The organism is Inquilinus sp. YAF38 (genome assembly GCF_052113205.1).
Lineage (GTDB): Bacteria > Pseudomonadota > Alphaproteobacteria > DSM-16000 > Inquilinaceae > Inquilinus.
Genome location: NZ_JBFRCU010000030.1, coordinates 1 through 14060 on the forward strand (window position 1 = coordinate 1; position 14060 = coordinate 14060).

General features: G+C 71.1%; 16 protein-coding genes. 1 reads left to right on the top strand and 15 read right to left on the bottom strand.

The features are described from left to right. From AB4Z01_RS15505 to AB4Z01_RS15555, 11 genes are all read right to left on the bottom strand, one after another. On the bottom strand, positions 1-661 hold a 661-nt coding region (locus tag AB4Z01_RS15505), incomplete at its 3' end, for a copper resistance CopC family protein (RefSeq protein WP_441695036.1). A gap of 194 nt (positions 662-855) precedes the next feature. Next, positions 856-1371, bottom strand: coding sequence for a YcnI family copper-binding membrane protein (locus AB4Z01_RS15510; protein ID WP_441695038.1), 516 nt, complete (start codon positions 1369-1371; stop codon positions 856-858). Positions 1372-1422: 51 nt separating this feature from the next. Beyond that, positions 1423-2025: an SCO family protein gene (locus tag AB4Z01_RS15515; RefSeq protein ID WP_441695040.1), complete on the bottom strand. Its 603-nt coding sequence runs from the start codon at positions 2023-2025 to the stop codon at positions 1423-1425. A 1-nt stretch (position 2026) separates the two neighbouring features. Further along, positions 2027-2506: a copper chaperone PCu(A)C gene (locus AB4Z01_RS15520; protein ID WP_441695042.1), complete on the bottom strand. Its 480-nt coding sequence runs from the start codon at positions 2504-2506 to the stop codon at positions 2027-2029. Positions 2507-2600: 94 nt separating this feature from the next. Next, a complete protein-coding gene (locus AB4Z01_RS15525) occupies positions 2601-2978 on the bottom strand; it encodes a hypothetical protein (RefSeq protein WP_441695044.1) in 378 nt (125 codons plus the stop codon). A 105-nt stretch (positions 2979-3083) separates the two neighbouring features. Continuing rightward, the gene (locus AB4Z01_RS15530; RefSeq protein ID WP_441695046.1) at positions 3084-3851 is read right to left on the bottom strand and encodes an HpcH/HpaI aldolase family protein; all 768 of its coding nucleotides are present in this window, start codon (positions 3849-3851) and stop codon (positions 3084-3086) included. 15 nt (positions 3852-3866) lie between these two features. Further along, positions 3867-4658 (bottom strand): DUF1835 domain-containing protein, encoded by a 792-nt coding sequence (locus AB4Z01_RS15535; RefSeq protein ID WP_441695048.1) that lies wholly within the window; start codon positions 4656-4658, stop codon positions 3867-3869. A 57-nt stretch (positions 4659-4715) separates the two neighbouring features. Then, positions 4716-6182, bottom strand: coding sequence for a DHA2 family efflux MFS transporter permease subunit (locus AB4Z01_RS15540; protein WP_441695049.1), 1467 nt, complete (start codon positions 6180-6182; stop codon positions 4716-4718). A gap of 156 nt (positions 6183-6338) precedes the next feature. Continuing rightward, positions 6339-6923: a glutathione S-transferase N-terminal domain-containing protein gene (locus tag AB4Z01_RS15545; protein ID WP_441695051.1), complete on the bottom strand. Its 585-nt coding sequence runs from the start codon at positions 6921-6923 to the stop codon at positions 6339-6341. A gap of 32 nt (positions 6924-6955) precedes the next feature. After that, the gene (locus AB4Z01_RS15550) at positions 6956-7312 is read right to left on the bottom strand and encodes a nuclear transport factor 2 family protein (RefSeq protein ID WP_441695053.1); all 357 of its coding nucleotides are present in this window, start codon (positions 7310-7312) and stop codon (positions 6956-6958) included. Positions 7313-7343: 31 nt separating this feature from the next. Continuing rightward, on the bottom strand, positions 7344-7814 hold the full coding sequence (locus AB4Z01_RS15555; protein ID WP_441695055.1) for an SRPBCC family protein: 471 nt from the start codon (positions 7812-7814) through the stop codon (positions 7344-7346). A gap of 161 nt (positions 7815-7975) precedes the next feature. On the opposite strand from AB4Z01_RS15555, the gene AB4Z01_RS15560 reads away from it, so the two are divergent. Continuing rightward, entirely contained in the window at positions 7976-10519 is a 2544-nt protein-coding gene (locus AB4Z01_RS15560; RefSeq protein WP_441695057.1) for a Tex family protein, read from the top strand. Between the two features lie 95 nt (positions 10520-10614). Here AB4Z01_RS15560 and fabF read toward each other — a convergent pair whose 3' ends face one another. The 4 genes from fabF to AB4Z01_RS15580 all read right to left on the bottom strand — a co-directional run bounded on the left by fabF (position 10615) and on the right by AB4Z01_RS15580 (position 14057). After that, positions 10615-11883 carry a beta-ketoacyl-ACP synthase II gene (gene fabF, locus AB4Z01_RS15565; protein WP_441695059.1) on the bottom strand — a complete coding sequence of 423 codons (1269 nt, stop codon included), beginning with the start codon at positions 11881-11883 and terminating at the stop codon, positions 10615-10617. A gap of 12 nt (positions 11884-11895) precedes the next feature. After that, complete coding sequence (locus AB4Z01_RS15570) at positions 11896-12408, bottom strand: winged helix-turn-helix transcriptional regulator (RefSeq protein ID WP_441695061.1); 513 nt, start codon at positions 12406-12408, stop codon at positions 11896-11898. 64 nt (positions 12409-12472) lie between these two features. Next, positions 12473-13474: an alpha/beta fold hydrolase gene (locus tag AB4Z01_RS15575; RefSeq protein WP_441695063.1), complete on the bottom strand. Its 1002-nt coding sequence runs from the start codon at positions 13472-13474 to the stop codon at positions 12473-12475. 22 nt (positions 13475-13496) lie between these two features. After that, positions 13497-14057, bottom strand: coding sequence for a DUF2889 domain-containing protein (locus AB4Z01_RS15580; RefSeq protein ID WP_441695065.1), 561 nt, complete (start codon positions 14055-14057; stop codon positions 13497-13499). Between the last annotated feature and the right edge of the window lie 3 nt (positions 14058-14060).

Here is a 14060-nt window from a genome sequence, read left to right on the forward strand (position 1 = left end):
GCGCCGCCCCGGTCGCGACCAGGGCCAGCAGGGCGATCGCCGCCGAGGCCGCGCCGCGCCGCAGCGCCAGCGCTGCGAGACCGAGCGCCAGGGCCAGTGCCGCCAGGGCGGCGGTGGCGCCATAGCTGGTGCCGCAGCCGGTGGCCCAGGCGATGGGCTGGCCGAGCCCCGCCAGCGGCAGGTCCAGCGCATCCAGCCCCTGCAGCCCGACCGAGATCGGCGCCGCCGCGAGGCCCAGCAGCATCAGCACGGCCGCCATTCGGGCAGCGCCGCGCGGCAGGGCCGCGATCCAGGCGCGGAAGGCGACGGCGCCGACGCCGAGGAACAGCGCGGCGTAGAGGACAATCCGGACCAGCCAGATTGCCGCCTGCACCGGCCGGTCCGCCGTGTCCGCCGCCTGGGGCGGCGCGGCGCCGGGCGCGCCGATCGAGAACACCACCGACCCACCGACCGGGTGCCCGTCCTCCGACACCACGCGCCAGCTCAGCACATGGGTGCCGGGGCCGAGGCCGGGCGGCGCCGCGATCACCAGGGTCGCGTCCTCCAGCCGGGCGTCGCCCAGCGCCACGGCGCTGCCGTCGGGCCGGATCAGCCGCAGCACCAGGGGCGACACCGGCTCGTTGAAGCCCAGGCGGAAGCTGCCGGGTGCCGTTCCCAGCACCGCATTCTCCGCCGGCTCCGCCTGGATCAGCGAGGCATGCGCCCACGCCGCCTGCGGGGCGAGGAGGGTGAGGAGGAGAACGAGAAGGACGGTTCGTAGGTTGGGTTCGCGATGAGCGAACCCAACATGCCTGTCAGCCGTCGCTGCGGCCCGATGTTGGGTTCGCGAATGCGAACCCAACCTACGATGCGCCGTCACTTCTTCGGCAACAGCTTGATGCCCGGCGCGGGGGTCTCGTAGTCGTCGGCATCCTTGCCCTCGGCCGGGATCTCGATCCAGCGGTCGGTGCCGGCCTCGCAGTCCTGGACCACCGGGAAGTACAGATGCGCCCCGGGCTTCAGCCCGGCGGTCAGGTAGCCGCGGAAGACGAATTCGTCATAGAACTCGTCCGGCAGCCTGCCGCCGCTCCACACCACCTCGGTCACGCCTTCGCTGGTGGGCGTGCCGTAATAGTCGTAGGACGCGGCGTATTTGCCCTTCACCGTCTCCAGCGTCCAGCCGGGCTTCGGCATCGGCTTGACCGCGATCATCCCCTCGGGAATCTGGACGCGGATCTTCACGGTGGGCGAGCCTTCGCAGCCATGCGGCACGCGCAACACCGCCTTGTAGGTGCCGCCGACCGGCGCCTCCTGCGTCTCCAGCGTGACATGGGCGAAGGCCGGGGCGGACGCGGCCAACAGGGCCACCGCAGGCAGGAATGATTTCAGCATGACTATCTCCAGGCTGCCGGCTCGGCCGGCAATGATTGAACGGGAAAAGGACTAGGTGCCGCTGATCAGGCGGCGTAATGCGGCCAGCCGCTCCGGCTCGGGCGTGCCATAGGCGATGGTGTCGGTGAACCGCCCCTCGGCATCCATCAGATACACCATGGCCGAATGGTCCATGGTGTAGTCGCCGTCGCTGGTCGGCACCTTGCGCCAGTACACCCGGTAGGATTTCGCCACGGCGGCGATCTCGTCCGGGCTGCCGGTCAGCCCGGTGATGCGGCGGTCGAAGGACTGCAGGTATTCCCGCAACATCTCCGGCCGGTCGCGCTCCGGATCGACGGTGACGAACAGCACGCGCAGCCGGTCGGCGTCGGGGCCCAGCGCCTCCAGCGCCTGCGACATCTCCCACAGCGTGGTCGGACAGACCTCCGGGCAATGGGTGAAGCCGAAGAACACGGCGAAGGGCCGGCCCTTCAGCTCGGCGTCGCTCAGCGTCGTCCCGGCCTGGTCGGTCAGCCGGAACGGGCCGCCCGGCAGCGCGCCGGACACCACCGGGCGGGTCGACGGGTCCTTGGAATAGACCAGCAGGAAGCCGGCGCCTCCCACCAGGATGGCGGTGATGGCCAGCAGCACCGGCACCAGGATGCGGGCGCGCATCTCAATGCCCTGCCCCGGTCGAGCCGATGGATTGGACATCGAAGGTGACCGGGATGGTGCCGGCCTTCTCGAGGGTCATGGTGCCGGCGAAGCTCTCGCCCGCCTTCAGCGGCCGCTTCAGCTCCAGCAGCATCAGGTGGTAGCCGCCGGGCGCCAGCGCGGCGGTGCTGTTGGCCGGGACGGGCACGCCGCCCTCGACCGGCCGCATGGTCATGATGCCGTCCTTGACGCCCATCTCGTGGATCTCGACCCGGCCGGCCACCTCGGCTGTGACCGAGACCAGCCGGTCCGGCTCGGACCCGTGGTTGCGGATCTCGGCATAGCCGCCGCCGACCTTCGCCGCCGGCGGCGTCGCCCGGGCCCAGGGGTGGACCACCTCGATCGAGCCGGATTTGAATTCGTGCGCGGCGGCCGGGCCGATGGCCAGCAGGGCCAGGGCGGCGGCGAGGACGGCAGAACGCAGTCGTGCCATCAGGGACATGGGATGTGCTCCAGGCTTTGGCCGGGCGGCGCGTCTGTGGCGCCAGGCTCCGGCCGTGAACCGATTGGGCCCGCCGGCGGCGGACACGGCTGGGTCAGGCCTGGGCGGGAGGGGCTCGTGGATTGGCCGGAGAACGCTGTGGCGCGGTCGCGACCGGCGCCAATGGCAAGGGCGCGGGCTCGGTCCGGCCGGCCAGATGCGGCACCAGCAGCACGGCGACGAAGGCCGGCACCGGGGCGCCGCTGAACATGCTGCAACCGGTGGTGCAGCAATCGGGCAGATGCGGATGGCCGGCCGGCTGGTCGGGACGGACAGGCGCAGACCCGTCATCGGTCTGGCAGAGGGCGGAGAGCGGGTCGAAGGCGGGCGCCGCGCTGGCGCCGATGGCGAGACCGCCGAGGATGGCTTGGATGAACAGCAGATAGGCCGCGCCGAGCGCGACCCATGATGTCCGTCTCCGTGCCGACCTCATGCGCACGTGTCCGTGCTCCCCCTTCGTCCCGGCCGGGATATCACGGCCGTGGCCGGGCGCAAACCCGGCCGGTCTGCGACATGGTGCCCGCGATCAGCCCCCGACTCACGAGATTTTGAAGCCACGGGCCAGCGCATCGGCGTTGCGCGCCAGCAGGCCGAGATCGGTGCCGACCGCGACGAAGCGGTAGCCCCAGTCGATGTAGCGCCGGGCCTCGGCCTCGACCGAGGTCAGGATGCCGGCCGGCTTGCCGATCGCGGTCAGGCGCCGCACCGCGTCCTGGATCGCGGCCTGCACCTCCGGATGCTGGGAGTTGCCGATATGGCCCAGCGACGCCGACAGGTCGGACGGGCCGATGAACACGCCGTCGACGCCGTCGACCGAGGCGATCTCCTCGATCCGCGCCAACGCCTCGCCGGTCTCGACCTGCAGCAGCACGCAGATCTCGGCATCGGCCTTCTTCAGGTAGTCGGTCACCCGGCCGTAATGGCTGCCGCGGCCGCTGGTGGTGATGCCGCGGATGCCGGCCGGCGGATAGCGGCAGGCGGCCACGGCGCGGCGCGCCTCATCGGCGTTCTGGACGAAGGGGATCAGCAGCGCCTGGGCGCCGATGTCCAGGATGCGCTTGATCAGCACCGGGTCGTTCCAGGCCGGCCGCACGATGCCCGTGGCCGTGCCGCGCGAAGCGGCCTGTAACTGCGCCAGCAGGTCCGGCAGCTCGTTCGGCGAGTGCTCTGTATCGAACAGGATCCAGTCGAAGCCGCTGTCGCCGATGATCTCGGCGACGATGTTGCTGCACAGGCTGCTCCACAGCCCGATCTGGGTCTGTCCCGCGGCCAGCGCCGCCTTGAACCGGTTGCGGTCGAGTTCCATCCATCGTCCTTTCGCTCAGACCGCCCGCCGCGTCTCGCAGCGGCGCATCGCCGTGATGTCGCCCCGGAACTCGGCCCGGCCCTGCGCCGCCAGCTGGCGCAGCCGCCAAAAGCAAAAGGCGTCGGTGGCGAAGAAGCCGGTGATGGTGCCCATCGGCCGGCCGATCACGCGGGCGGCCGGCTCCCAGTCGGGGCCGAGCGCCGCCAGGATCTCGCCGTCATGGGCTTCGATCGGGTGGGTGGTGATGGTGCCGGCGCGGTGGTGGCGCAGACCCCCGCTTTCGGCGCGCAGACGCGCCCACTCCGCGGCCAGCCGGGCCCGTCGCTCAGGCGCGACCGGCCGGGCCGCGGCCGTGGCGATGTCCTCCGGCGGCAGCATCGCCACCGCCGCCATGTCGCGCCGCCCGGCTTGGGGCAGCAGCTCCGGGCCGACCGCCACCTCCTCGACCGGCGTGGCCGCGTCGCGCAGCGCCCACAGCGCCCGGCGCAGCATCAGCTGCTCGGCGGCGCCGGTGCCGTGCCAGATGACGATTTTCGCCGCCGCATCCGGCAGATCGCGCAACGCAGCCGACTCGGCAGCCAGTTGCTCGACGAAGGTCCCGCCGGTCTCGATCGCCGCGCGGTCCTCGTCCGGGAACACCGCGTGCCAGAAGGCGGCGCGGGCGTCGGGCCGGTCGCTGTCGACATCGTCCAGCGGGCCGACCGCCAGGTCGTCACGCAGGACCAGCACCGCCGACCCGGGCAGCCCTGCGCGGATCACCCCGGCGGCGCTGTCGCCGCAGCACAGATGCAGCACGGGACCAGTCATCGCGACTCCTTCCGGACCGCGACTATAGCAACCCGATCGCGGCGGCACAGCGCGGCGCTACGACGTCGCCGATTCGGCCTCGCCCGAAGGCTGGGCCGCCGGAGGCCGGGGCAGCAGCGCCGCGCCCAGCAGCGCCGCCAGCGCGGCGAAGCCGGCCCCGGCCAGGAAGGCGGCCTGATAGCCGCCGACCAGCGCCACCGGCTGGGCAGCGCCCGCGGCCAGCAGACCGCCGGTGCGCGACGCCGCTAGGCTGGCCAGGATCGCGAGGCCGAGCGCCCCGCCCATCATGAAAGCGGTGTTGACCATGCCGGAGGCGAGGCCGGACTCGGTCGGTGTGACCTCGCTCATCGCCGCCAGCAGCACCGGGTTCAGCGCCATGCCGCAGCCGAGGCCGAGCAGCAGCATGCCGGGCAGCACATGCAGGGCGAAGCGACCCTCCACCGGTGCCCAGGCGAACAGCGCGAGCCCGGCCGCCGCCAGCAGCAGCCCGACCACGATCGGCAGACGGATGCCGAAGCGCATCACCAGCTTCGCCGACAGGCCGAGTGAGAAGGCCGCCATGATCAGGTTGGCCGGCAGAAAGGCCAGGCCGACCTCCATCGGGCCATAGCCCAGCACCTGCTGCATGTAGAGGGCGGACAGGAAGAACCAGGCGAACATCGCGGCCGCCCACAGCACGCCGACGACATTGGCCACAGCCAGGCTGCGCAGCCGGAACAGGCCGAGCGGCATCAAGGGCGCCGCCACCCGGCTCTCGATCACCACGAAGGCCACCAGCAGCACCACGGCGCCGCCGAGCAGGCCGAGCGTGTGGGCCGAGGTCCAGCCGGCCTCGTTGCCGTTGACGATGGCATAGACCGCCAGCATCAGCGCCGCGGTCACCGCGATCGCGCCGGCGATGTCGAGCCGCCCGTCCGCCGCCTCGTTGCGAGTCGCCGAGAGCAGCGCCAGCGACAGGGCAAAGACGGCGATACCGATCGGCAGGTTGATCAGGAAGATCCAGTGCCAGCTCAACGCCCCGGTCAACAGGCCGCCCAGCAGCACGCCGATGCTGCCGCCGCCGGCGCAGACGAAGCCGTAGACGCCCATGGCCTTGGCCCGGTCGGCCGGCTCGGTGAACAGGTCCATGATCAGCGACAGGGCGACGGCGGAGACCACGGCGCCGCCCAGCCCCTGCACCGCCCGGGCGGCGACCAGGAAGGTTTGGCTCGTCGCGAGGCCGCAGACCAACGATGCCACGGTGAACACGGCCAGGCCGATCAGGAACAGCCGGCGGTGGCCGAACAGGTCGCCCAGCCGACCGCCCAGCAGCAGGAAGCCGCCGAAGGTCAGCATGTAGCCGTTCACCACCCAGGCGAGGGTCGAATCGTTGAAGCCGAGATCCGCCTTGATCGAGGGCAGCGCCACGTTCACGACGGTCGAATCCAGCACGATCATCAGCACGCCGAGGCACAGCACGCCCAGCGCCAGCCAGCGTCCATTCTGGGGCGCCGCCGCGCTGGAATCGGCATGGCGGTCGGTCATGGCGTTCTCCCCTGATGCTGTGCCGTGCGGTCGGCCGGCCTCGATGGGCGCAGCCGCCATGGCAGGGCCCCGGATCGGCGGCCTCGTTTCTTAACTTTGGGGTTGAGTATCACGCTTCGGCCGGCCGGGGCAAGACCCCGATCCTAGCCACCAGCGTCAGATCAGGCCCTCGTGGCGCAGCGCCTGCTGCACCGCCGGCCTCGCCTCCACCCGGTCGGAATAGGCCGGCAGCGGGTCGGGCAACGGCAGGTTCAGCGCCTTGGCCCAGCGCAACATGACGTAGAGATAGGCGTCGGCCACGCTCATCTCCCGGCCGAACAGATAGTCGCCATCCAGCCGCCCGGCGAGATAGGCGAAGCGCTGCGCCGCCACCCCGTCGACGACCTCCTTCTCCTGGTCGCCGGTCGGGAAGATCGACCGGATCAGCAGCTTGTGCAGTTCGGCGGCGATGAAGCTCAGCATCTCGGCCAGCCGGACCCGCCCCAGCTCTCCGCCGGGCGCCAGCTGCGGCGCGCGCTCCGCCACCCAGGTTAGGATCGCGGCGTTCTCGGTCAGCACCGTGCCGTCATCCAGCACCAGCGCCGGGACGTAGCCCTTTGGATTGATCGCGGTGAAATCGTCACCCGCTTCGGTCCGCCGGGTCGGGATGTCGACCTTGATCCGGTCGAATTCCAGCCCGGCCTCGTGCAGGGCGATGTGATCGGCCAGGCTGCAGGCGCCGGGGGCGAGGTACAGTTTCATGGCAGGGCCTCCTCCGTGTCTGGATGACGCGATCACGACTCGCTCTTCGGCAGCGACCCGAAATAGACCACGACCTCCCGAACCCGGCCGGCCTCGAAGCGGAAGTGCTCGACGTTGCGAAAGCGGATGCCGGAGGTCAGCTCCAGCTCGTACTGCACCAAGGCCTCGTCACCGCGGTCGAACAGCCGCTCGATGGTGAAGCGGCGCATCGCCTTGCTGTTCGGCCAGCAGCGCTCGAAATAGGCCGCCCGGTCGACGTGGTCGTCATACGGGCTGGTGAAGGTAAAGCCCTCGCCCACCAGGCTTTCGAGGGTCGCCCGATCCTTAGTCTCATAGGCGCCGTAATAGGCCCGGATCAACGCCGGGACGTCGGTCTTACCCGTGTCCATCGCTCGCTCCTCCAGTGTGGGAAAGGCGGGATCAGTGCGCCGCCCGCCGCCGCAGCAGGGCATCGAGCTTGACCAGCAGCGAGCGCCAGCCGCCCTCCCGGATCTCCGGCTGGTCGCCGCCATCCAGGAAAGCCGCCTGCTCGGTGAAGATCAGCCTGGTGCCTGCCCCGTCCGGCAGCAGCTCGACCGTGCTCAGCGAGGCCGAGATCCGGGTGTCGCCGCGGTCGATGGTGTAGCTGAACACGATGCGCCGGTCCGGCACGATGTCGGCGTAGCGGGTCTCGTTGCGGTAGACCGGGTCGCCGGCCGGGCCGAAGCGGCTGGTCTCAAGGCCGCCGATGCGGAAGTCGAATCGCGGCTCCACCAGCGCCCAGTCCTCGCCGGGCGCGCCCCAGACCAGCCGCGCGGCGGGGTCGGCCCAGGCCGCGAACACCCGGGCCGGCGTCGCGTCGTAGCGCCGCTCGATGGTGAAGCCGCCGTGCTGCACGGATCGCTCGCTCATGGCGTTTCCTCCCGGCGCGCTCTTGTTGCTTAAGTGGCAGCTTCAGTATCATGGTGGTCGGGCGGAGGCAAGGCGGCGTGCCGGCGGTTTTGACCTGGACGGCAACGACGCGGTAGAAGCAGCCCCTTCCGGTTCCTCATCACAACATGTCCGGTCGTTCGATGATCTCCATCAGCCAGCGCATCGCCGACGAGCTCTCCGTGCGCGAGGCCCAGGTCGCCGCCACGATCGAGCTGCTCGACGGCGGCGCGACCGTTCCCTTCGTCGCCCGTTACCGCAAGGAGGCGACGGGCGGGCTGGACGACACCCAGCTGCGCACGCTGGACGAGCGGCTGCGCTATCTGCGTGAGCTGGAGGAGCGCCGGAAGACGATCCTCGACAGCATCGCCGAGCAGGGCAAGCTGGACGACGTGCTGCGCGCCCAGATCGAGGCGGCCGAAACCAAGGCCCGGCTCGAGGACATCTACCTGCCCTACAAGCCGAAGCGCCGGACCAAGGCGATGATCGCCCGCGAGGCCGGGCTGGAGCCGCTGGCCGATTCGCTGCTGGGCGACCCCAGCCGTGACCCGCAGGAGGCCGCGGCCGCCTTCATCGATGCCGAGAAGGGCGTGGCCGATGTCGCCGCCGCGCTGGACGGTGCCCGCTCGATCCTGGTCGAGCGCTTCGGCGAGGATGCCGACCTGATTGGCACCCTGCGCGAGGAGGCGTGGACCCGCGGCCGGCTGCTGTCCAAGGTGCGCGACGGCAAGCAGCAGGCGGGGGCCAAGTTCTCCGACTATTTCGACTATGCCGAGAAGCTGACCAAGCTGCCCTCGCACCGCATCCTGGCCCTGTTCCGGGGCGAGAAGGAGGAGGTGCTGTCGCTGACCCTCGAGCCGGAGGAAGCGCCTGCGGACAAGGCCCCCGGCCTGTACGAGCAGCGCATCGCCAACCGCTTCGGCATCATTGCTCAGGGCCGGCCGGGCGATGCCTGGCTGGTCGAGACGGTGCGCTGGGCCTGGCGCACCAAGATCCTGGTCCATCTCGACATCGACCTGCGGCTGCGCCTGTGGCAGGCGGCGGAGGAGGAGTCGGTGAAGGTCTTCGCCGGCAATCTGCGCGACCTGCTGCTGGCCGCGCCGGCCGGCACCCGCGCCACCATGGGCCTCGACCCCGGCTTCCGCACCGGGGTGAAGGTCGCGGTGGTCGATGCCACCGGCAAGGTCCTCGCCACCACCGCGATCTTCCCGCATGAGCCGCAGAAGCGCTGGGACGACTCGATCGCCACCCTGGCCGAACTCGCCGAGGCCCACGCGGTCGACCTGGTCGCCATCGGCAACGGCACGGCGTCGCGCGAGACCGACAAGCTGGCCGCCGAGCTGATGAAGCGGCACCCGGAGCTGACGCTGACCAAGGCGGTGGTGTCGGAGGCCGGGGCTTCGGTCTACTCCGCCTCGGCCTTCGCCTCGCAGGAGCTGCCGGAACTCGACGTGTCGCTGCGCGGCGCGGTGTCGATCGCCCGGCGGCTGCAGGACCCGCTGGCCGAGCTGGTGAAGATCGACCCGAAGTCGATCGGCGTCGGCCAGTACCAGCACGACCTCAGCGAGACCAAGCTGTCGCGCTCGCTCGACGCCGTGGTCGAGGATTGCGTGAACGCGGTCGGCGTCGACCTCAACACCGCGTCGGCGCCGCTGCTGGCCCGGGTCTCCGGCGTCGGCGAGGGGTTGGCCCAGAACATCGTGCAGCACCGCGACGCCAACGGCCCGTTCCGGATCCGCGCGGCCTTGAAGGACGTGCCGCGGCTCGGGCCCAAGGCGTTCGAGCAATGCGCCGGCTTCCTGCGCATCCCGAACGGCGACGACCCGCTCGACGCCTCGGGCGTGCACCCCGAAGCCTATCCGGTGGTGCGCCGGATCATCGAGGCGACGGGCGGCGAGATCAAGGCGCTGATCGGCAACAGCGCCACCCTGCGCGGGCTGGAGCCGGAGCGCTTCATCGACGACAGCTTCGGCGTGCCGACGGTGACCGACATCCTGCGCGAGCTGGAGAAGCCGGGCCGCGACCCGCGCCCGGCCTTCAAGACCGCGACCTTCAAGGAGGGCGTCGAGAAGCTGAGCGACCTGCAGCCCGGCATGGTGCTGGAAGGCGTGGTCACCAACGTCGCGGCGTTCGGCGCCTTCGTCGATATCGGCGTGCACCAGGACGGGCTGGTGCATATCTCGGCGATGTCGAAGACCTTCGTGAAGGACCCGCGCACCGTGGCCAAGCCGGGTGACGTGGTGAAGGTCAAGGTGCTGGAGGTCGACCCGCAGCGGAAGCGCATCGGCCTGACCATGCGGCTCGACGATGACGGCCAGGCGCGGCCGCCGCGGCGCGAGAACGCCGCTCCGGGTGGGCGGCAGGAGGGCCGCGCCGAGGGCCGCCGGGACGAGCGTCCGCGGCACCAGCAACAGGCTCGGTCCGGACAGCCGGGCCAGGGCGGCCAGGGTCGCGCGGACCAGAGTCAGGGCGCGCAAAATCAGGGGGGGCAGGGCCGCGATGGCCAGGGCCGCGGCAGTCAGGGTCAGCAACGGCACGGCCGACCAAGCCAGGACTCGGGATCGCAGCGTCCGCCTCAGGCGAAGCCGCAGCACCAGACCCAACAGAAGCCGCGTACCCCGGCGCCGGAACCCGACGGCGCCATGGCCGAAGCCCTGCGCCGCGCCGGGCTGGTGAAGAGCAAGTAGAGCTAGCGGGGCGTCGCCGACCTCACCGGCCATCTCGCATTGCCTCTCCCGCCAGGCGGGAGAGGCAACGCGTCAGGCTGGAATCTTCGCTGGCGTCACCCTTGCCACCGCCGGAACAGCACGCTGGCGTTGACGCCGCCGAAGCCGAAGCCGTTCGACAGCGCGTGCTCGATCTGGCCGCGCCGGGCCTCCAGCGCCACCAGGTCGATGCCGGCGGCGTCCGGGTCGGGGTTCTCCAGGTTCAGCGTCGGCGGCATGATCTGGTCGCGCAGTGCCAGCACGGTGAACACCGCCTCCAGCCCGCCCGCCGCGCCCAGCAGGTGGCCGGTGGCGGATTTGGTGGCGCTCACCGCCACCGTTCCATTGGTGCCGAACAGCGCCTTGATCGCCGCCATCTCGCCCTTGTCGCCGACCGGGGTGGAGGTGGCGTGTGCGTTCAGATGCTGCACGTCGCCGGGCTCGATCCCGCCCTGGGCGAGCGCAATCTCCATCGCCCGGCGGGCACCGTCGCCATCCTCGGGGCCCGCGGTCATATGATAGGCGTCGGCGGTGGTGCCATAGCCGATCAGCTCGGCGATCGGCGTGGCGCCGCGGGCCAGCGCGTGGTCCAGCGCCTCGATCACCATCAGCCCGGCGCCCTCGCCCATGACGAAGCCGTCGCGGGCCTGGTCGAACGGGCGGGAGGCACGCTCCGGCGTCTCGGCGAAGCCGGTCGACAGGGCCCGGGCGGCCGCGAAGCCGCCCAGGCTGACCCGGTCGATGCAGGCCTCGGTGCCGCCGCACAGCGCCACGTCGGCCTCGCCGGCGCGGATCAGCCGGGCGGCGTCGCCGATGCCCTGCACCCCGGCGGCGCAGGCCGTGACCGGAGCGCCCAGCGGTCCTTTGAAGCCATGGCGGATCGAGACCTGGCCGGCTGCCAGGTTGACCAGGAAGGCCGGCACGGTGAAGGGCGACAGCCGACGCGCTCCCTTCTGGTCGACCGTCCGCACCGTCTCGACGATATAGGGAAAGCCGCCGACGCCCGAGGCGATCACGGTGGCGGTGCGCTGCCGCGCCCGGTCATCCGCCGGCCGCCAGCCGGACTGGGCCACGGCCTCCTCCGCCGCCGCCATGGCGAACTGGATGAAGCGGTCCATCTTCTTCTGGTCCTTCGGCGGCACCGCCGCGTCCGGGTCGAAGCCGGCCTCGGGGTCCTCGGCGATCGACGGCACCACGCCGGCGACCTTGGCGGCGAGGTCCGGCACCACCTCCTCGGGCAGGCGGCGCAGGCCGGATCGGCCGGCCAGCAACCGGCGCCAGCTCGCCTCGACGCCATTGGCCAAGGGCGACACCGCGCCCATTCCGGTGACGACTATGCGGCGCATCTCAGTCTCTCCTCAGGCCGGGACGGACGTGCCGGCTCGGCGGTCCAGGATCCGGGCGAGCTTGTCCCGATAGGCGGGCCGGGCATCCGGCCCCAGGCGGAACTCCGCCGTGTCCGGTGTGATCGGCGTGCCGCTGCGCCGGTCGATCAGCACCGGCTCCATCGGCTGGCCGTCGGCGCGGCCGGCCACCTGCACCAGCACCTTGCCGTCGGTGGCGTGCCGGCCGCCCCAGGCGCCCAGCGCCGCCAGCACCGGGAACACATCCCGGCCGGCGGCGGTCAGCCGGTATTCATGGCGCAGCGGTCGCTGCGAATAGGCGTGGCGCTCCAGCAGGCCCGCCTCGGTCAGCCGCTTCAGCCGCCGCGCCAGCATGTTCGGGGCGATGCCCAGGCTCTGCTGGAAGTCGTCGAAGCGGGTCAGGCCCAGGAAGGCGTCGCGCAGGATCAGCAGGCTCCACCACTCCCCCAGCGCGTCGAGGGAGCGGGCGATCGGGCAATCCATGCCGGCAAAGCTGGTGCGCTGCATGGCGCCAGGGGTAGCGCAGTCGCTTGCATGATGCAAGCGATACGAGGCGAAGCCCGATGTCCCCTCAGGGCGGGGGGAACCGCTCCAGCGCGCCCAGCAGCGCCTTGTTGAAGGCGTCGGGCGACTGGATCTGCGGCGCGTGGCCTTCGCCGGGGAAGCGGATCAGATTGGCGCCGGGGATGCGCTGGGCGGCGCTGCGGCTCAGCTCGGCATAATTGCCCAGGCGCTGCGCCACCTCGGGCGGGGCCAGCGCCTTGCCGATCGCGGTGGTGTCGCGTTCGCCGATCATCAGCACGGTCGGGGCGCGGATGCGCTCCAGCTCGTAGATCACCGGCTGGTTGAACACCATGTCCGAGGTCAGTGCCTGGTCCCAGGCCACCTGCCGGCCGCCCTCGCCCTGGTACATGCCGGCCAGCATCTGCACCCAGCGGTCATAGTCCGGGCGCCATTCGCCAGCGTAGTAGGTGGCCTGCTGATAGGCCTTGATGCCGTCTGCATTGGTCTTCATCTCGCCGTCGAACCACTGGTCGACGGTCTGCTGCGGCACGCCGACGGCCTTCCAGTCCTCCAGCCCGATCGGGTTCACCAGCACCAGGCCGGACAGGGCGTCGGGGAAGGCCAGGGCATAGCGAATCGCCAGCATGCCGCCCATGGAATGGCCCATTATCACCGGGCGCTGAATGCCCAGGCTGTCCAGCAGCGCCTTGGTGTTGGCGGCCAACTGGTGCAGCCCGAACTGGTAGGCCTGCGGCTTGGTGGACTTGCAGAAGCCGACCTGGTCCGGCGCGACGACGCGGTAGCCGGCCTGCAGCAGCGGCCGCATCACCCCTTCCCAGGTGGCGCCGCAGAAGTTCTTGCCGTGCAGCAGCACGATGGTGCGGCCGTTCGGCTTGTCCGGCTGCACTTCCATATAGGCCATCGACAGATCCTGGCCCTGGGAGCTGAAGTCGAAGCGCTGGACCGGGAAGGGATAGTCGAAATCCGCCAGCATCGGGTCGGCCAGGGCGGCAGGGGCGGCGGCGAGGGCGGCGAGCAGGGCGGCGGTCAGGGTCAGGCGTCGGATCATATCTCTCCTCGATGCGGCCGGATCAGCCTTGCCGGGGCCCGCTGTAGAAGTCCGGCCAGTGGCGGCGAGCATGATCGCCATCGGCGGCGAAAACGTGGCAGCTGTCCAACAGCACCGGCCGCTGCTTCGGGTCGGCTTCGGCCGCGCGCTCGCGCGACAGGATCGGGAACACGGTCTGGAACGCCGTCGTCGCCATCGGCCCCAGCAGCTCGACCAGATGGGTGCAGCCCTTGGCGCCGCCCAGCCGCTCCTTCACCGCCAGGGTGAAGCCGGGGCGGATGCTCAAGCCCACCAGCGCCTGGAAGCTCGGGGTGATCTCCGGGCACAGGGCGTAAGGGCCGTGCTCGGTCGCCGCCTCGACCGCGACGATGGTCAGGCCGTCGTCCACGGTCAGCCGAAGCCGCATCTGGTGCAGCGGCCCGCCCGGCGTGATGGTGCCGCGGAATTCGTTGCGGAACTCGTAGTGCTTGGTGTCGACCAGATGGCCCTCGATGTCCCACAGTCCGTCGGTGCGACGGAAGCCGTCGCAGGTGACGCGGCGGGTGTGGATCGGCTCGCGTGGCGCCGAGGCGGAAAGGGGCATCGG